Genomic DNA, 18248 nt, shown 5'->3' on the forward strand with positions numbered 1-18248 from the left:
TCCGGCCAGTGAATATGCCACCGCGCTGTTTTGCGCCCTGGTGATCGTCTCTTTTCTGAAAATCTGGTTCACCACCTTTTAGCGCCCCGCTTCTCAGCCGCCAGAGGTAAAAGTTATCCTGGCGGAACAGCCATGCTGCTCGCGACGATTCTCAAGGAAAAAGTGAGCCTGATGCAGTTGGGCAATGCGGGTGACAATACTCAGTCCCAGGCCAATCCCGCCGTAACGGCTGTCCATACGGACAAAAGCTTTGGTCAGTTCGCCGCTTTTACTCTCATCAATGCCCGGTCCCTGATCTTCCACCACCATTGCTGGCGCAGGCTGATGATCAATCCGAAGCGTGATAACCGTTCCTTCCGGGCTATAGCGATGGGCGTTCTCAACCAGATTACGTAACAGAACCCGTAACAACGTGGCGTCGCCGCGAACGCTCACCGCTGTGGTAAAGTCCATTTTCAGGATCTGCTGGCGCTGTGCCAGCATGGTGTGCAGTTCATGCTCCATTGGGATCGCCACATCCTCCACCAGCGAGACGTTCTGATAATTACCGGAAGTGAACGACTGACCCACCCGCGCCAGCTGCAACAGCTGCGAAACGCTGTTGGTCATCTGATCCAGCCGTTGCAGCAGCGGTTTGACGTTAATATTATTTTTTTTCTCAATCAGTTCCAGATGCAGGCGAAGCCCTGCCAGCGGCGTGCGTAGCTCGTGCGCCACGTCAGCGGTGAACATCCTTTCACGCTCTATACTGGTGGTTAAACGAGAGACCAGCTGATTAATCGCCAGGGTAACGGCATCCACTTCATTAACCGACCGGCGAAGATTGATCGGGTCGAGATCGTCGTCCCGGCGATTCTCAAGATGATGCTGAAGCTCATATAAGGGGCGGGTGATCCATTTCACCGCCTGATAGCAAATCAGCAGCGTCATGGCGATCATAATCAGGCTGGGCAAGGCCAGACTCGCTACCGCTTCATGGATCTCTTTCTCAACATGCTTGTGCTGATCGTGCTTGTGAACTTCCGCATCCACCAGCAGCTGAATTTGTTCTTTGCTTTCATGCCACAGCCAGGCGACGCTGATAACCTGACAAAAAAGCAGGATCAGGCCAATGACCAACAGCAGACGAAAGCGTATCGTGCTGCTACTCCGTTTTAGCTCGGACAGGTGTTTCATTCAGGTTTTCCGCACGTTTCCGCCGTTATCAGCGCATAACCAAACCCCCGTAGCGTGCGAATTGACGATTTGCCAATCTTCTCGCGAAGGTTATGGATATGCACTTCAAGGGTGTTCGTTGACGGCTCCGTTTCCCAGTTATAGATATCATTGTAAAGCACTTCGCGGTGTACCGGCTTACCCGCTTTCAGCATCAGCCTGGAGAGAATGGCATACTCTTTTGGCGTTAAGTCCAGCAGCTCACCGGAAAAATGAATCTGGCGGTGCGCCATATCCAGCGACAGATTGCCAGCCTCAATGCGGCTGTCACCCTGATTCACGTGTCGGCGGATCAGCGCGCGAATACGTGCCAGCAGCTCGTCCAGGGCAAAAGGCTTAATTAAATAGTCGTCAGCACCCGCGTCGAGGCCCGCAATACGTTCCTGTACGGTATCCCTTGCGGTCAGGATCAGTACCGGCAGCTTTATTTTCTGTCGTCGCTGCCGCAACAGCAGATGCAGGCCATCCTCATCGGGCAACCCCAGATCCAGCACCAGCAGGCTGTACAGCCCGCTCGCCAGATGCGCTTCCGCCTCGCGAACGCTAGTGACACCGTCACAGACATAGCCTTCACCTTCCAGCGCGATAATCAGCCCCTGCAACAGCAAGGCATCGTCTTCAACTACCAGTATTTTCATTTACGCTTTACTCCGACAGGCCGTCAGAATGTCATCGGAAGTCATGTACTCACGGGTCATCGTCCCCGTCAGGCCCAGTACCGTTGAAAAAAGATTATCCTGGGAAAAATGTTGCGTCGCGGCTGCTTTATTCAGACACCGCGTGTCCACAGCATAGCGTTTCTGATAGTCAGGAGATAACCAAATCACCATGGGAACATGCTTTTGCGCTTCTGGTGCAATGGCGTAAGGCATGCCGTGCAGATAAACGCCGTTCTCGCCCAGCGATTCTCCATGATCGGAGAGATAGACCAGGCTGGTGGTAAAGCGATCCTGATGAGCCTGTAGCAGCCTGATGGCCCGATCGACGATGTAATCTGCATAGAGCAGCGTGTTGTCATAGGTGTTAATCAGCTGCTGCTGAGAACAGGTCTGAATCTCATTGGTGTCACACGTCGGCGTAAACTGACGAAACGCGGGCGGATAGCGATGGTAATATGTTGGACCGTGGCTACCAATGGTATGCAGCACGATAACGCCGTTGCCTTTCAGCCGATCGATATACGCCTCCAGCCCGTGGAACAGGACGTCGTCATAGCATTCGCCATCAATACACATTCCGGGAAGGTTAAGGCGGGTCATATCCTGATGCGGCACGCGGTCGCAGGCACCTTTACAGCCGCCGTCGTTTTCATTCCACAACACATTGATCCCGGCTCGCTGAATGATATCCAGTAAGCCTTCCTGATGGCTGGCCAGCGCATCGTCATAATGCGCACGCGGCATATTCGAAAACATGCACGGAACTGACACCGCCGTCGAGGTGCCACAGGACACGGTATTCGGGAAGCCGATAACGTCATCGTTAGCCAGTCGCGGCGTCGTCTGACGTTCGTAACCTAACAGCGAGAAATGGTCTGCACGGGATGTTTCCCCAACAATCAGAATCGTTAAATTCTGTTTGCCTGCGAGCCGTTGCGGATTTTGATGCGCGTCCTCACCGATGCGTACCAGCGGCAGATTCGCCAGACGATGATGAGAGTAATAAGACCAGGACGCGACAATGCTGTTGGAAGGACTCAGCGACTTGACCAGCTCTTTATTATTACGGAACAGCGAGGCGTAATCTTTATAGAACGGCAGCGCCACCAGCCCAATCAGCAGCGCCGAAATCAGCAGACTGCCCAGACGATAAAACACGCTTTTCCATACTGGCTGCCTTTTTTTAACGCGGATCAGAAACAGCAGCACGATGGGTAAGATAGCGGAAAGGAGCAAGGTAAGCAGCAGCTGCGGCGTCACTAAGGCAAAGCTTTCGGACGCGGTGGTATCCAGCATGTTAACAATCATCGACCTGTCGAGCACGATACCAAAGCTGATAATAAAGTACTGAGCCGCAGCGGAAACCAGGATGAAAACCGCCAGCAGCACCCTGTCCAGCCGGAGAAACGAAGCCAGCGTCGCGGCTATATTGATTACGCTAAATGCCACTAACGGCATAGAGAGAAAAACCAGCGTGGTGTGCACTGTCGTCAGGGGCATAACTGCCAATACCTGACGGTAGTAAGCAATATTAAGGAATACGGCAATATAGAGTGAAAAAGCAGTCAGTAGCCAAAGCCGACTCAGTGCCGGTCTTTTCAGTGTAAACAGGGACATAACAGATTTCCGTTAACCAACAATGACCGATAATGTGGCAGAGGAAGATTAGGAAAACCTTAAGCCGCTTAAGGTTACGTCGGAAGCGAAAGCTAGCTGGCACCCCTGCCATCATTGAGTAAAATTCAATACTTACGGCAGGTAACGAAATATAACCCCGCGTTTTTTCGCACTTCGTTTAATTAAGCTCAACAAAACCCGCTGATTTCCCCCTACCACGGAGACAAGTGCGAAAGCCGCTTTCCCCCAGCCGATGGTTTAAGCATGATCTGAAGGAATTTGCAGCGGTCAGCGTTTTTAAGATGAACCCGAACCGTTACTGGCTGTATTCGGCAGCGCGGTAGCGGTAATATGGGCATCTCAAAGTGTGTTGCTTGATAGTGAGGTTCAATGATTTGTCGTTTTACTCTGGCCGCTGTAATGGCCACCCTGACGCTGGCTGGCTGTGCAAGTCAGCATAAAAGCGAACCGAGCGCGCCAACCGAGTCGGCGGATACCCGCTTTTTTAAAGGCCCTGCGCAAATATCGGCAAATGACTTCTCTGAAGGTCCGACCGAAGTCAAAGTCTCGCACGTCATCAGCCGTACGGATGATGGCTCGCCCATTTACGTCACCGTAGACGGTAACGATGCTGGCGCGATTATTCGTGGCCAGAGTCTGGAGCTGCACCTGCCCGCAGGCGATCATCAGATTGGGGGATATGTCCCTACACTGCTTGGCTTTGGCCGCGTAACCGTTCAGTCGATTAAAATCACCACCCGACCTGACCAGGTAAAACAGGTCGCCTATTCCGTTACCCGCAGTAAACCTGCCTTTACTGAAAAAGCCGCAATACCGGTAACGACAGCTAAAGCGGCACCTGCACCGGCACCAGAAAACATTAAGACGGCAACAGCCGCCGTATCGACGCCTGCCACCACCAGCGCCGCGCCGGTCTCAACGCCAGCATCTTCTTCTGAAGCAGCAACGGCGACTCAGACAACGTCAGCACCCGCTGCCGCGACAGTGCCGTCGGCCCCGGCAACGACGTCGACCACTGAGTCAGGCACCTCCGCTGAAACTCAATCTGCGCCAGCAACCACGTCGGGCACGGAAGAAACGGCTTCGAAAACAACCTCAACGTCTGAAACGGCGGCAGGTTCTGAATCTGCGTCGACGGAAAAAACTACGTCTGCCGAAGCCGCATCAACTCAGGGTTAACGATCGCGCTACCCGAAATCATTCTTTCTGCAAGCGAAGGCACCATGCCTTCGTTTCGCCCCGCTCTGTAACCCAGCGATAAAATTCTGCTTCAAAACTAAAAAAAAACGGCCACCCACAGGGTCGCCGTTGATGATGTGAAACGCGCAGCTAATCCGCGCGAAAAATCAGAAGTCCGCTTTCAGTACTACACGGTAATTCGCCTTACCGGCACGCACGTGTTCCAGCGCGTCGTTGATCTTCGACATCGGGAAAAACTCAACTTTTGGTGCAATATCGCGACGCGAAGCCAGTTTAAGCAGCGAACGCAGCTGACCTGGTGAACCCGTTGAAGAACCGGTCAGCGCTTTATCACCCATAATCAGCTCGAAGGCAGACACTTCAAACGGCTTCATGACCGCACCGACGGTGTGGAACTTGCCTTTAGGCGCCAGCGCGGCGAAGTAAGGTTTCCAGTCCAGATCGACAGCAACGGTGCTGATAATCAGATCGAAGCTACCCGCCAGCGCTTTCAACGCTTCCGGATCGCGGCTGTTAACCACTTCATCCGCACCCATATCCAGAATCGACTGTTTTTTAGCAGGTGATGAGCTGAACGCCACCACTTCTGCGCCCAGCGCATGCAGCAGTTTAATGGCAATGTGGCCCAGGCCACCGATACCAATAACGCCAACACGGCTGGTCGCCGTGATGTTGCTCATCAGCAGCGGTTTGAATACGGTAATACCGCCACACAGCAGCGGACCGGCAGTCGTCGGATCCAGTTTTTCTGGCAGAGGAATAACCCACTGCCAGTCGGCACGCAGCTTCTCGGCAAAGCCGCCGTGGTTCAAAATGGTTGGCGTGGAGCCATTTTCACAGTTAACGTGCTCGCCGTTAATACAGGCGTCGCAGTGCTGGCAGCTTTTAGCGGTCCAGCCAATGCCCACGCGCTGACCGACTTTCAGGCCCTTCGTTTTGGCGGCTTCGCCCATTGCCGATACGCGACCAATAACTTCATGGCCTGCGATGGTCGGATAGCTGGAGATGCCCCACTCGTTATCGATCATTGACAGATCGGAGTGGCAAACGCCGCAGTATTCCACTTCGACTTCGACTTCTTCTGCACTCAGCTCGGCAGCATCATACTCGTACAGTTCCAGTGCCTTGCCGGCTTCCATGGCTGCATAGCTTTTAATTTTCATTCGTTACCTCTGATGTGATTAACGTTTTGAGTCTAGCAAAGCAGGCTCGCTGACTATGCACCGAAACGAGTCATTATGCGGTAGGTTTGTATCAATATGTAAAAATAGCAGACTATTTCAGCATAATGACGATGCCGGACAAGCCCACATATTACTGGTGAAATAATGCACGGTTAGTCGCCTTTTAAAATCGCGCATAATTTCGCCATTTCTCTTTTTAAATGAAGGTGTTCCAGACTTTTTTGGCCTTTATGAGCTGAGCAGACCCCGCTTTTATCGCTTATTTCTGCATTTGATTTAAGTCTGCTGGGCTACAGTAAATAGAAATTTGGATTAAAACTTATTGAATCCTGACAAAAAAGGTCTTTTTGCGTGGCAAAATTATTCTTACGCAGCGGAAGTCTGGACGCGGTGCTCCCTCTCGGTGAAAATGGCCAGCCTGTCTGGCTGTCGGCCCTGCAACTACGAGAGACGCTGCGTCTGAGAAAACAGCAGCAGATAGCGGATTGTCTGGCTATTCCTCAGCCCAACGATGCGGGCGATCGCCTTGACTGGTACTCCCCGATTTCCGGTAAAGTCACCTCCTGGGCCGCCGCCAGCGACAGCTCTCGTTCCCATGCGCTCAACCAGCTTGTCGCCTGTCAGCAGGCGGTGGCCGATATGTGTCAGCGTGCGCAGAAATCAGAAAAAACCAGCCAGAAACTGTTTGGTGCGCTGCTGGCGAAAGCCATTCAGTTTCCCGATCAGAACTTTGTCTATCTGGTGGGCGGCAAACCGGTGTTAACCTTCTGGGGCTTTGTCAGCCTGGAGAAAAAAAATCGTCAGGATCCGCTGGACTGCCTGCGGGCGGTTGAAGAAGATGAGCCGCCGCTCTCGCTGTCGAAAATGGTGGCTACCGTCGCGCCTGCCGTTGTTTCTGCACCGGTAATCGCCGCACCGGAGCCAGCGCCGGCCGCGCCCGTTGCGGAGGCCAGTCCTGAACCCGTCGCGGTGAAAACGGAGCTCCCTGCGGATGCGGTGACTTATGCAGCGTTGGATCCTGCCTCTCCTCCGGCGCCTGCTCAGGCCACGGCCGAGCCCGACCGCCCGGCGGCGAAAAAGCCGTCAGGCATTAAAGGTCAGCTGCTGCGTTATGGCTGGATCCTGCCCACGGCGGCTCTGCTGGTGGTGTTTGGCGTGCAGATGAAAAACTATCTCGCTGCGCCCTCTGGCGATAAAGCCGCTCAGCCACCGGCACAGTCGAATCCGCAACCTGTCCCCGCGCCTGAAGCACAGACCTCAACGGCCGCGCCAGCCTCCACGGAACAGGCAAAACCTGCACCGGCGGCAGTTCAGACACCCACGCTGCCGGTTAGCTCTGCCAGCGTGGCGCCGACCCAACAGCCTGCCGCTACCGAACCTGCGGCAGTGCAAGCCACGCCAACAGAACCTGCGGCTAACGCCACACCGGCATCCGTTGCTGTTCTGCCACCGGCAGGCAAAGACGATCTGGTGCTGCCCCCGGATGCGGTCAAGCGCGGCTCTACCCGATTCCTTAACGGCAACTGGCGCGTCATCGTGGGCATCAAAACCCCACTGACCGGCAAGCCACCGATTTTGCGTTACCAGATAAAGAACGGCAAAGGCCAGGCCTTGATGACTCAGGGCGACGGCACCGTCTGCCGCGTTGATGTATACGCCGGATTGATGCAGTCAGGCAATCTGGTGATTAACAGCCGTACAAAAGCCCGTTGCAGTGACGGCGCGCGTTACCAGATGCCCGAGCTGGTCTGTACTCAGGGAGCCACGGGCGCGGCAGCATGCAGCGGCCAGTACGATGCCGACACGGTATTACCGATGACGATGAAGCGCGAGAGTAAATAATGATGCTGGCGACAATCGCTGATTTTAAACCGAATATGACGCTGATTCAGAACAGTGGCATTCAGTTCCTTGACTACGCTCTGACCCCGGAGCTGGACGCGGATATGCCCGGGAAATTTGTGCGGCAAACGGCAAACGGCCCGCTGTTACGCCTGAATTTTAACGCGCAGAGCGGCAAATACATGCTGCCCATTAGCGTGGGCGGGATGCCGGAAGTGGTAAAGCCCGAGTTCAGTTTCCCGCTGGCACAGTCGCTGGCGTTGCTGGACGGCATCTGGCTGCCGCTGCCGTTTCTGCGCTTTAATCCCCCCCGCACCTTTATTGGCGGCCCGGACAACTGGGCGCGGGTGCAGATTGTGGCGCTGGACAAGCCCGACGCTAACGGCAATACACACCGTGTTTGTTTCGCTTTTGAAACGCGTGTCTGGCCGGAAGGCGAAGACGAATCGCTGGCCCTGAATGAAAGCGATGTAAAAAACGGCGTCAGTTTTGCGCTTGCTCACGGCAGCGACGAGCTGGGTGAGTTTCTCGATCATACCTGGATTGATGGCTGGCTGCGCGAGGTGTTCAGCCAGCAGGCTGCCAGCCGCGAGCAGCGTCCTCAGGTCAACATCCGCTCGGCGCTGCGCGAATTTGAATATCAGGCGCACTACCTCAATATTTTGCATATGCTGGGCCACCAGCTGACGCTGCCGGAGCTGAAAATCAGCGCCGCTACGCTTCAGGAACCCGCCATTCCGGTCGACCTGATCCTGGACGTGGGCAACTCGCATACCTGCGGGATCATGGTTGAGGATCATGTCGATGACCATCATGGGTTGAAACACACTTATGAACTGCACATGCGCGATCTGACCTCACCGCATCAGCTTTACAACGAGCTGTTTGAGAGCCGCGTGGAGTTTGCTCAGGCCAGTTTTGGCAAACAGAACTTCTCGGTAGAGAGCGGCCGTGATGACGCCTTTATCTGGCCCTCCATTACCCGCGTTGGCCGTGAAGCCAGTCATCTGGCGCTGCAACGTCTGGGCACCGAAGGTGCAACCGGTATCTCCAGCCCGCGCCGCTATTTATGGGATGAAGAGAGCTATACGCCTGGCTGGCGCTTCAGCCGTACGCCGGGCAACGCCGCGCAGGAACCGCTGGCCACCGCCGCACCGTTAACTTTTCTGGTCAATGATGAAGGTCAGCCGCTGTACAACCAGCCGCTGGAAGAGCGTCTGCCGGTGTTTTCTCCGCAGTACAGCCGTAGTTCGGTGATGAGCTTTATGCTTTCTGAACTGCTGGCACAGGCGCTGATGCAGATGAACAGCCCGGCACAGCGTCAAAAAATGCTGCACAGCAGCGCCCCGCGCCAGCTGCGTAATATCATCCTGACGCTGCCCTCCGCCATGCCGAAACCCGAACGTGAAATATTCCGCCGCCGGATGATCGAAGCGATCGCGCTGGTGTGGAAAGCGATGGGCTGGCATCCGGCCGACGATGACTTCAGCAGCGCCAAAGACAAGGCGAAAAGCCAGGTGCCGGTGCCGGAAGTCCAAATGGAATGGGATGAAGCGACCTGCGGCCAAATGGTTTATCTGTATAACGAAACGCAGGTGAACTTTGGCGGCCGTGCGGAGGCGTTCTTCGTCAGTATGGCGCGTCCCGACCGCGCGCGTGCCGCTGATGAACCGGTTGGAAAAACGCTGCGCATCGCCTCGATTGATATCGGCGGCGGCACGACTGACCTCGCTATCACACAATACCGACTGGACGATGGCGTCGGTAACAACGTTAAAATTATGCCGCGCCTGCTGTTCCGTGAAGGCTTTAAGCTGGCCGGGGATGATATTTTACTGGACGTGATCCAGCTGTACGTTCTGCCTGCATTGCAGTCGGCCTTTAAGCAGGCCGGCATGGTCAATCCGGAAGGCGTGATGACCCGCCTGTTTGGTCATGAAGGTCGTCTGGATGGTCATTCCACGCTGCGCCAGCAGGTCACGCTGCAAATCTTTATTCCGCTGGGCCAGGCGATTCTGGAGGCTTACGAACAGTTCGATCCGCTGGAGCTGAATGCCGAAGTGGATGCACGTTTCGGCGAGTTACTGGCGCAGAAACCCACGCAAAAGCTGTTGGACTATATCAACCGTGAAATTCAGCGTGAGCTGCCGGGTGAGGCCGAAGCCTTTGATATTCTGAGCGTGTCGCTGATCGTCAAGCTGAGCAAGCTGCATGCGGAATTCCTCTCACCGCGCATGAACATTACCCAGAGCCTGCGCTCGATGTCGGAAGTGGTTGCGGTTTATGACTGCGATGTACTGTTGCTGACCGGCCGCCCTTCGCGTTTTCCTGGCGTGCAGGCGCTGTTCCGTCATCTTCAGCCGCTGCCGGTCAGCCGTATTCTTTCGCTGGATGGCTATCATACTAATGACTGGTATCCGTTCAACAAACAGGGCCGTATTGAAAACCCGAAATCGACCGCCGCCGTCGGTGCGATGCTGTGCCTGCTTTCACTGGATTTACGCCTCGCCAATTTCTGGTTTAAAGCGGGCGACTTCCAGCCTTATTCCACCATCCGCTATCTGGGTATGCTGGACGGCAACGGCGCTCTGACCAGTGAAAACGTCTGGTATGGCGATATCGATCTTGATGATGAAAAGTTTGCGCTGGATCCTCGCGAGCGCTTCCAGGTGCGCGGCGCACTGACGCTGGGTTTCCGTCAGCTGGATAACGACCGCTGGCCGGCTTCCCCGCTCTACACGCTGTCGATAGCCGATCCGCAGCTGGCACGCAGTGTGGCGGGCGATAAAGTCCTAAAAATTAAGCTGGCAGTAGCCAAAACCGAGGGCGAATTCGGCCCGGAAAGATTCGACATTACCGAAGCGACGCTGGATGACGGCACGCGCGTACCGCTGGAGCATCTGCGCCTGAAGCTGAACACCTTAGCCAGCAGCGGATCGGGTTTAACCCATTACTGGATTGACAGTGGGAGCGTATACAAAAAATGAAACCGTTGACGCCTAAGCAGTTGTCGGGGCAGTTCGGCAGAAAACTGGAAACCGTCGCGAAAGGCATCGGTCAATCCATCAGCTGGCTTGCAAGCGCACGTGAAACGGCGCCACGCCTGAACCTTGAGGCCGATCGCCTCGGCGTCAGGCTGCGTCGCCAGCAGAATAAAGCCACGAATCTGGCGGAAGCCGCCGGAAAAGAGAGCGCGCTGGGCTTTTTCGGCCTGTCGCAGGCGGGAAAGTCCTATCTGATCTCGGCGCTGGCCGCCAGTGAAAAAGGCCGGATGGAGATTGCGCTGGGCAACGCCACCTTTGATTACGCCCAGCTGAACCCACAGCAGCAAACCGGCACCATGGTGATGCGTTTTAGCGGCCAGCAAATCCGCGTCGATAATGAATGGCCGGTTCAGCTGGCGCTGTTAAGCGAAGAAGAAATTGTTGCCGTGCTGGTGGAGCTGTGGGCTAAGCGCGAGACCGATCCCTCTGCTATTCCTGACGAGCAGCAAATTGCCGAACGCCTGAAAACGGTAGCGATGTACCGGCAGCCGCAGGAAACCGACGGGCTGAGCAGTAATAACGTCGTGGCGTTATGGGATCGGCTTTCTGCTGCCCAGCTGGTCAGTAGCAAAGCGCTCGAAACCCATTTCTGGCCGCTGGCGGTAGAGTTAGCCCCCATGCTCAGCGTGGATGACCGGGCCCGCCTGTTCTCCCTGTTGTGGGGTGAAGATCGCGAACTGACCGCACTCTACCGACAGCTGGCCCACGTCTTACATCACCTTTCTGGCGCTTCCCGCGTGCTGGCCCCATTGTCGATAGTGGAAGATCCTGCGTTAAGCGTGCTGAATACCCATGGCCTGCGCTATTTCAATGCGTCAACCGATCGCGTGATCCAGGTTGTTCCGCAACATAATGGCCGCAGCCTGAAACCGGTCAACCTTGCACAGGCCGAACTGAGCCTGCTTGCGCGCGAAGTTTTACTGCCGCTTTACAGCGCGCCGCAGGAAACTCTTTTTGAACAGGTTGATTTATTCGACTATCCGGGTTTTGAAGATGCTGCCGTGCTGCCAGACGATGCGCATCACGAACTGGCGCTGGCCTTTATCAGCGCCAAGCGCCCTTTCCTGCTGACCCGCGCGGCCGAGCGTCAGGAAGTGAATATGCTGATGGTGTGCAGCGCCTGTAGCCAGCGCTCGGACACCCGCATCGTGGGCCGCGTGCTGGATAACTGGGTGAAACAGACTCAGGGAGAGAACAGCCAGGTTCGCAGCCGCCGTAAGCCCGGTCTGATTTGGGCGCTGACGCCTTTCGACCAGCGAGTGACCCATGGTCACAACTATGATGCCGCCGTGCAGCGCTATGTCGGCAACCCTGGCGATGCCTGGGGATCGATGCTGGCGATGGACGATAAAGGCGTGAAGCGCATGGCTGGCTGGCTGATGACCGAGATCAATCGTGAAAACAAAATGACGCGGTTGCAGGAACAGCTCGATGAGATAAAACGAGAACTGCGGGAAAACCTGCTGGGCCGCTGGTATCTGGCGTCGGAAAAAGAAGAGCCGCAGGCTCGCCTGCGCGTCGCTGAATCTTTACTCAAAGCGTTGCAGGCGAGAACCGGCGTCCACGGCGAGCTGCTTGAACGTCTGCTGCCTTCGCGCGAAACGCTGCGCCATCTCTTTATGCAGCATCAGCATCGCGCCAGCCGTCCGCTGGTTGAAGAGTATGCGCTGACCGAAGAGGATCCTTTTGGTATCGGAATGAGCATTGATCTGCTCAGCGATGAACCCGTACCGGGCCTGCTTAACGCACCTGAAAACGCCGCTGAAGATGAACCCGAGGCCGAATTTGCGCAGCAGGTTTATCGCCACTGGATTAACGTATTGCGCCAGCTGCCCGAGCAGAGCGCGCTGTTAGAACTGCTGGGGGTCACAAAACCGACGCTGGAAATGCTAACCGAAGAGCTGGTCACGGCCAGTATCCGGCTAAATATTGAAGCCGCACTGGTAAAAATCCTTACTGACAATGATGCCCAGGGTACGCCGCCAGAACTGCTGGCTGACCGTCAGGTTTCCAGAGCGATGAGCGTATTGGGTGATTTTGTTGCCTGGCTCGGCTTCCAGCACATTCCTGAAGCACAGCGTCCGGACAGCAAAATCAACCGTGGACAGAAGATTTTCGCCAAGCCGGAAACACAAACGGCCAGTTTGGGGCCAGGCCAGCGTCTGACGAAACTGGCGCTCAAACCCAATAATCATGCCGCCTATTACATTTATGACTGGCTGGTGGGGTTAAATGAGATGATCCTGCAAAATGCCGGTTATTCTGCCGCCCGTGAAATCGACAGCGAACATCGTGAACGGCTGGCGGAAATATTGAAACAGGTCAAATAACGACTGGTTATAAAAGGCGGCCAGTGCCGCCTTTTAAGCAGAACAAGCTAATCAATACTCAAACAGATAAATCCAGGGCTGCCCCCATGGCGCGGAGTAGAGATCCGGCGGCAAATTAATCGAATAGAAGTTATGTTGATAAACCTTGCCTTGATAAGTGACTCTCTCTGCCCAGGTTGCGTAGACCCGGGTACTTTCCCAGGCAGGATAAGGTAAGATCTCAGGCTTTTCTGCTGCTTCGGGTATTTCTGGCGCTTCTGGCTCTTTATTATTTGCAGGCAGCAAAGCATGGTACCTGGTAAGTAAAGTATCCCGTAGCGGATGCGTGAACGCCATAATAGCCAGCCAGAGATTATCTTTCGCCGCAGCATAATCAGCCGCTAAGATAACGGGATGGCTGGCGATACTCTCAGCCGCCTGCTCTATTGCTCGCAGAGTGGCCTCCTGCGGGTCATTATTTAATTCAATATTTCTTAAGCCGCATTCGGTAATCTCAAATACGGTGCTTTTCGCATTGCCGCTAATAATGCCCTCAAAGCTGGGGGATAAGCGCAGACGGTCAGGTTCAGCGTGGAAAACCTCTATTTTATAGCCAACTGTAAAGGCAAATTCCTGGTAGTTTACAGCGGTATCAGAGCCTTCCATGGTCCGTCTGTAAATTTCATTGTTGTTGCCGTCACGGATAACGATTTGCGCATAGGTTTGCCCTTTAAAATAGACGTGCGGATCGCGTCGGGTAACATCAATACCGATAATGCTTTGTGAATGATCGACAGAAACGTTGGCAAAATTAACGTCGCCAAGTCCAAGCATAACCAGCGTTTGATTCACTAATGGTGACGCTTTTTTCCAGACATAATTCACCTGCTGCGTACTATCCCCCTGTTTAACCACTAAATAACAGGACTGGATTTCATATTTTTTATTTTTCCCGGTTGGCATGCGCAGGGTATAAACACCGATATTCAGATCCTTTACTACCGTTGTCGTACTGCTAATCGGTACCACCCTGACGACATCTTTACCGTTGAGAATCTGTATCTTTTCGCCGTTGATCTGACTGAAATCATCAATATTCAGCTGTAAGGTCACGCTGCCTTTCAGGCCACTCACCGACAGTTGATCGACATCTACCAGGCTAAGCAAACTTTGCAAATTCAGCTGCTGCTGCAAACTTGCCAGCTGGTTGGCTTCAGCCAGTAGATAAAGCGGATAAACGGCTTTGGCACTGCTAAAGTGATTTTTTTCACGCTGTGCCGGCGTGATATAAGCGCCAACTTTTTGCATAAATGGCGCAACGTCAACCCGCTCGCCGAAAAAGGCAAAGCTTTCACACAGCATATCCAGCAGCGCATGATCGGTGGCGATGAAGCCAGCGCTGTTACTGAGCTGGCGATAATGTTGATTGAACTCGGTAAAGCCTGCCATTCCTGCTTTACTCACCATCAGCATAAAGAAATAGAGTTTTGAACGCAGATCCCAGTCATTTACAACCGTATCTGTACTGATGTAATCAGTGATGACTTTTTCAACCACCGCCTGTTTACCGTAATCATAAAGCCAGCCTTCCTTAAACTGACGGTCGCCAAGCGTGACGTGCTGATAACAGGCACATAAAATGTTGTTCCAGACTTCCGAAATGCCAATATATTTGTCTGACATGAAGTGCCCTTCATAACCGTGCGCAATTTCATGCAAACATCCCCAGCCGGGCTGTTGCGGGTAAAGCCAGAATGAGTGAATCGAAGCGGTACTTTCCGCTGTCCAGTTACTACCGTAATAAGCCGCACCTCCGCCATGTTTATCTGCTTTGATAAAGTAGCGATTGGGAATATTACGATCGGTATAAACCGCAGAATCAAATGAAATACCAATTAACGCATTGTAAAACTCAAAAATATGGCTGTAGCTTTCCAGCAGTATATTGATGCCATTTTCAGCATGCAAAGTACGCAGCGCTTTTTTATCCCCCTGGGGAACCAGAATGTTGACGTACTTACCCTTTATCAATGAAAACTCAGCCTGTTGGATGTCCCAACTATTATAAAATGCATGGTCATCATCACCCTCAATGAAAACCGGCAGCGCTTTCACCGTATCCTCAAACTCATACTCAACAACGACGCTGGCGTTGTAATAAGGCGTATCAATAAACGGGACGGAAGCTGCACTGGCGCTTAAAGATACCCAGCTGCTGCCAACGCTGATGGATGATTCAGTATGATGGTCATCATTCAGCAAGCGCAAGGTTAAATTAGCGCTAATATCGCCGACCTGACGGACGCAGATCGTTTGTCCCGCTGTCAGAATAATATCCAAATGTTGACGATCGTGATTAATACCTTTGGATAGCCCTGCGGCATCCATCCATACCGGACGTTCCAGGGTATAAAGCTGTTTGCTTCGGATAACGCGCATCTCACTCTCTTTTTAATTTATGAAAAGTAGAGGGATAGTAGCAGTAATGCAATTGTGCATAATTTTAATAAATAAAAAACGCCGGTAAAAATTAGCTAAAGTAAAAATGATCTGCATCATTTAAATAAAGATATTTTATTAAACCATCATAGCTATGGCTGGGATCGTGTTAAATAAATTGTTTTATGTAGACGGGGAAATTGACTGATAAGGTTTACTGACGACGTTTTTTAACAAATTCCGGAAGAAAAAGGGATAATATCCGCTAAAAATTACCCATGAACGCCATTTTAGCTTATGAACAGGCTGAACTGGCCTGCCGTTTCCTTTTCTGCCTGACGCATAACCTCAACGATAGCGGCAAACTGCTGGCGTTCGTGATGCTGTGCGAGATGACAGAAGATGACGCAAACCGGCAGATCGATCATGCCCGTCAACGCATCCCAAAGCGCATCCAGATTGGCGCCAAACGCCATTTCAATCGCAAACTTTTCAACAAACTGTCGGTAAAATGCTGCTACGTCAGCAATTTCCCTGAAATCAAAGCGGATCTGGCGCATCTCAATACACCCGCTCAACATGGCGATAATGATCCCGGGTGAGATAAATCAGTCCGTCACTGGAGTAAAGCAGGCGATCGCTGCCGCGATGCCCGCACTGATAATTGACATCCGCTTCAAACCAGCGGCGGCCCTGTGCCTCCGGCAACAGCTTTTCATGGTTGCCAAAACGATCGCCACCAATGGCCCGGCCGAGGCTACTACAGAGATCGCCCCGGGCGGGATCCCAGCCCCGTTTTTTCGCTTCTGCTTTGCTCAGATAGATGGACGGTAGCTGGTGATGCTGGTGCAGATAATCCGCCACACGCTGCTGCTGCGTCAGCGCGGTGACATCGTTGCTGTGGCTGGTGTTACCGGTGGAAGCGACATTTTTCGACGGGTGGCGCAGCCCGGCAGCCGTCGCCACAATCGCGAAGACAACTGCAATAATCAGTTTCTTGTTCATGGCCGGAGTTTGCCTCAGTAAAGACTAAGCGTCCAGCTTTCCGGCCATCTGCCTCTGAGATTATTTCTCAGCCGCAAAAAAAACGGCTATCGCACCCATAACGCGTGACAACGTCACACCTGAGCCAGCTTAAATACGCTGACGCTTTGCAGCAGGCTCTCTGCCTGAGCATGAAGCGACTGTGCCGCGACGGTGGACTGCTGAGACAGCGAGGCGTTTTGCTGCGTAGCCGAGTCCATCTGCGTAACGGCCAGGTTTACCTGATCGATGCCCACGCTTTGTTCGCCGCTGGCCAGTGAAATTTCCGCCACCAGCGAGCTGACACGCTGAACGTTCTCTACGATGTTTTCCATCGCTTCACCCGCGCGTGCAACCAGTTTGTTGCCCGCATTGATGCGCGTAACCGAACTGTCGATAAGTTCTTTAATATCCCGTGCGGCCGAAGCGGAGCGCTGGGAAAGCGCACGGACTTCTGCTGCAACAACAGCAAATCCACGCCCTTCAGCCCCTGCACGCGCGGCTTCAACCGCCGCATTCAGCGCCAGGATATTTGTCTGGAAAGCAATACCATCAATCAGGGTAATGATGTTGCTGATACGGTCTGAGAAATGCTGGATCTCGCCCATATTTTCCACCACTTCGTGCATCATGCTGCCGCCCTGTTTCGCGGCGGTGGTCGCCGTAAGGGCGATATCACTGGCGTGGCGGGCATTATCGGCGTTTTTTTTCACGACCGAGGTCAGCTCTTCCATAGAAGCGGCGGTCTCTTCAAGTGCGCTGGCCTGCGCTTCGTTACGGCCAGAAAGATCCTGACTGCCCAGGGCAATCTCAGCCGAGGCGGTCGCAATCGTTTCGGTTCCTTCACGCACGTCAGAAACGATGCGGGTCAGGTTGAGATTCATCTCCTTCAGGGCGGTCATCAGCAGCGCGGTTTCATCTCGTCCCCTGATAACAATCTGGGTTTGCAGATCGCCTGCCGCCACTTTCTGCGCAATGCCTACGGCTTCAGCCAGAGGACGCGTAATGCTGCGCACCAGCCACCAGGTGATGGTACAGCCGGTGATTAATGCCACCAGCATGGATACGATCAGAATCAACCGGGTATGCTGAAAGCTGGACTGGTTTTCTGCCTCAATGTTCTGATGCATTTTTTGACTGTGCGCCAGCACCTGGCTGACCACCTCATCAATCATTTTAGTGGGCAGCCGGTCAGCCCCCGTCACTAAACGATCGACGCGTTGCGCGCTGGTCGCATCGCCCTGATGAAACGCATCCAGCGCCGCCAGATAACGCTGTTGCAATTCGGCATGCAGCGCTTTGGTTTTTACCACTTCGCCGGTATCCATCCCCAGCTCGGGTAACGTGGTAATTAACTGGGTCAGCAATACCTGCGTTTTATCGCTTTGTGCAATAAAAGCCTGCTTATATTTCTCAAAAGATTGCAGATCCTGACCGCCGCGCAACAGCGTATTTTTCCACTCCTGCACCTGAATTTTAAACTGCACCTGAGCGTTGCGGGCCGTATCGATAACCTGCTCGATTTGATTTTCCTGCTGCATAATTGCATGACTTTGCTCAAGCGATGCCTGATTTAGCATTAGCCCGCGCAGGCCAATAAAAAGCGTTGCTAACAGCAGGAGCGCGGCTAACAATCCCAGCCGCGCACCGATTTTAAAATTAGATAATTTCATAAAACGCCCTGGTAAGTGTGAA

The 18248-nt window shown here is 53.6% G+C and carries 12 protein-coding genes; 4 read left to right on the plus strand and 8 right to left on the minus strand.

Going from position 1 to position 18248, the window contains the following annotated elements; all coding sequences use genetic code 11:
- Positions 1 to 93 precede the first annotated feature (93 nt).
- From pmrB to eptA, 3 genes are read right to left on the minus strand one after another with little or no spacing between them, the layout of a single operon-like run.
- Complete coding sequence (pmrB, locus tag AAGQ96_RS10785) at positions 94 to 1176, minus strand: two-component system sensor histidine kinase PmrB (protein WP_342753533.1); 1083 nt, start codon at positions 1174 to 1176, stop codon at positions 94 to 96.
- Positions 1173 to 1853, minus strand: a complete 681-nt coding sequence (gene pmrA, locus AAGQ96_RS10790; RefSeq protein WP_342753534.1) for a two-component system response regulator PmrA — start codon at positions 1851 to 1853, stop codon at positions 1173 to 1175. Before pmrA ends, pmrB begins: the two co-directional genes overlap by 4 nt.
- Positions 1854 to 3491, minus strand: a complete 1638-nt coding sequence (gene eptA / locus AAGQ96_RS10795) for a phosphoethanolamine transferase EptA (RefSeq protein WP_342753535.1) — start codon at positions 3489 to 3491, stop codon at positions 1854 to 1856.
- A gap of 390 nt (positions 3492 to 3881) precedes the next feature.
- Between eptA and AAGQ96_RS10800 the strand changes: the two genes are divergently transcribed.
- A complete protein-coding gene (locus AAGQ96_RS10800) occupies positions 3882 to 4691 on the plus strand; it encodes a hypothetical protein (RefSeq protein WP_342753536.1) in 810 nt (269 codons plus the stop codon).
- A 167-nt stretch (positions 4692 to 4858) separates the two neighbouring features.
- Here AAGQ96_RS10800 and AAGQ96_RS10805 read toward each other — a convergent pair whose 3' ends face one another.
- Positions 4859 to 5875: an NAD(P)-dependent alcohol dehydrogenase gene (locus AAGQ96_RS10805; RefSeq protein WP_147197952.1), complete on the minus strand. Its 1017-nt coding sequence runs from the start codon at positions 5873 to 5875 to the stop codon at positions 4859 to 4861.
- Between the two features lie 372 nt (positions 5876 to 6247).
- On the opposite strand from AAGQ96_RS10805, the gene AAGQ96_RS10810 reads away from it, so the two are divergent.
- From AAGQ96_RS10810 to AAGQ96_RS10820, 3 genes are read left to right on the plus strand one after another with little or no spacing between them, the layout of a single operon-like run.
- Positions 6248 to 7738, plus strand: a complete 1491-nt coding sequence (locus AAGQ96_RS10810; protein ID WP_342753537.1) for an SrfA family protein — start codon at positions 6248 to 6250, stop codon at positions 7736 to 7738.
- A 2-nt stretch (positions 7739 to 7740) separates the two neighbouring features.
- The gene (locus AAGQ96_RS10815) at positions 7741 to 10725 is read left to right on the plus strand and encodes a virulence factor SrfB (RefSeq protein WP_342755550.1); all 2985 of its coding nucleotides are present in this window, start codon (positions 7741 to 7743) and stop codon (positions 10723 to 10725) included.
- Entirely contained in the window at positions 10722 to 13112 is a 2391-nt protein-coding gene (locus AAGQ96_RS10820; RefSeq protein ID WP_342753538.1) for a virulence factor SrfC family protein, read from the plus strand. Before AAGQ96_RS10815 ends, AAGQ96_RS10820 begins: the two co-directional genes overlap by 4 nt.
- Positions 13113 to 13163: 51 nt before the next feature.
- Here the strand turns inward: AAGQ96_RS10820 and AAGQ96_RS10825 are convergent, their stop codons facing one another.
- From AAGQ96_RS10825 to AAGQ96_RS10840, 4 genes are all read right to left on the minus strand, one after another.
- Positions 13164 to 15530, minus strand: coding sequence for a putative mucin/carbohydrate-binding domain-containing protein (locus tag AAGQ96_RS10825; RefSeq protein WP_342753539.1), 2367 nt, complete (start codon positions 15528 to 15530; stop codon positions 13164 to 13166).
- 290 nt (positions 15531 to 15820) lie between these two features.
- Positions 15821 to 16090, minus strand: coding sequence for a barstar family protein (locus tag AAGQ96_RS10830; RefSeq protein ID WP_147197961.1), 270 nt, complete (start codon positions 16088 to 16090; stop codon positions 15821 to 15823).
- A 1-nt stretch (position 16091) separates the two neighbouring features.
- On the minus strand, positions 16092 to 16535 hold the full coding sequence (locus tag AAGQ96_RS10835) for a ribonuclease domain-containing protein (protein WP_342753540.1): 444 nt from the start codon (positions 16533 to 16535) through the stop codon (positions 16092 to 16094).
- Between the two features lie 113 nt (positions 16536 to 16648).
- Complete coding sequence (locus tag AAGQ96_RS10840; protein WP_342753541.1) at positions 16649 to 18226, minus strand: methyl-accepting chemotaxis protein; 1578 nt, start codon at positions 18224 to 18226, stop codon at positions 16649 to 16651.
- Positions 18227 to 18248: the final 22 nt, after the last annotated feature.

The organism is Pantoea sp. MBD-2R (assembly GCF_039134845.1).
Classification (GTDB): Bacteria; Pseudomonadota; Gammaproteobacteria; order Enterobacterales; family Enterobacteriaceae; genus Erwinia.

Bases quoted from the DNA above. Each gene is read 5' to 3' on its own strand.
- pmrB (WP_342753533.1), bottom strand. From the start codon at position 1,176: ATGAAACACCTGTCCGAGCTAAAACGGAGTAGCAGCACGATACGCTTT.
- pmrA (WP_342753534.1), bottom strand. From the start codon at position 1,853: ATGAAAATACTGGTAGTTGAAGACGATGCCTTGCTGTTGCAGGGGCTG.
- eptA (WP_342753535.1), bottom strand. From the start codon at position 3,491: ATGTCCCTGTTTACACTGAAAAGACCGGCACTGAGTCGGCTTTGGCTA.
- AAGQ96_RS10800 (WP_342753536.1), top strand. From the start codon at position 3,882: ATGATTTGTCGTTTTACTCTGGCCGCTGTAATGGCCACCCTGACGCTG.
- AAGQ96_RS10805 (WP_147197952.1), bottom strand. From the start codon at position 5,875: ATGAAAATTAAAAGCTATGCAGCCATGGAAGCCGGCAAGGCACTGGAA.
- AAGQ96_RS10815 (WP_342755550.1), top strand. From the start codon at position 7,741: ATGCTGGCGACAATCGCTGATTTTAAACCGAATATGACGCTGATTCAG.
- AAGQ96_RS10820 (WP_342753538.1), top strand. From the start codon at position 10,722: ATGAAACCGTTGACGCCTAAGCAGTTGTCGGGGCAGTTCGGCAGAAAA.
- AAGQ96_RS10825 (WP_342753539.1), bottom strand. From the start codon at position 15,530: ATGCGCGTTATCCGAAGCAAACAGCTTTATACCCTGGAACGTCCGGTA.
- AAGQ96_RS10830 (WP_147197961.1), bottom strand. From the start codon at position 16,090: ATGCGCCAGATCCGCTTTGATTTCAGGGAAATTGCTGACGTAGCAGCA.
- AAGQ96_RS10835 (WP_342753540.1), bottom strand. From the start codon at position 16,535: ATGAACAAGAAACTGATTATTGCAGTTGTCTTCGCGATTGTGGCGACG.
- AAGQ96_RS10840 (WP_342753541.1), bottom strand. From the start codon at position 18,226: ATGAAATTATCTAATTTTAAAATCGGTGCGCGGCTGGGATTGTTAGCC.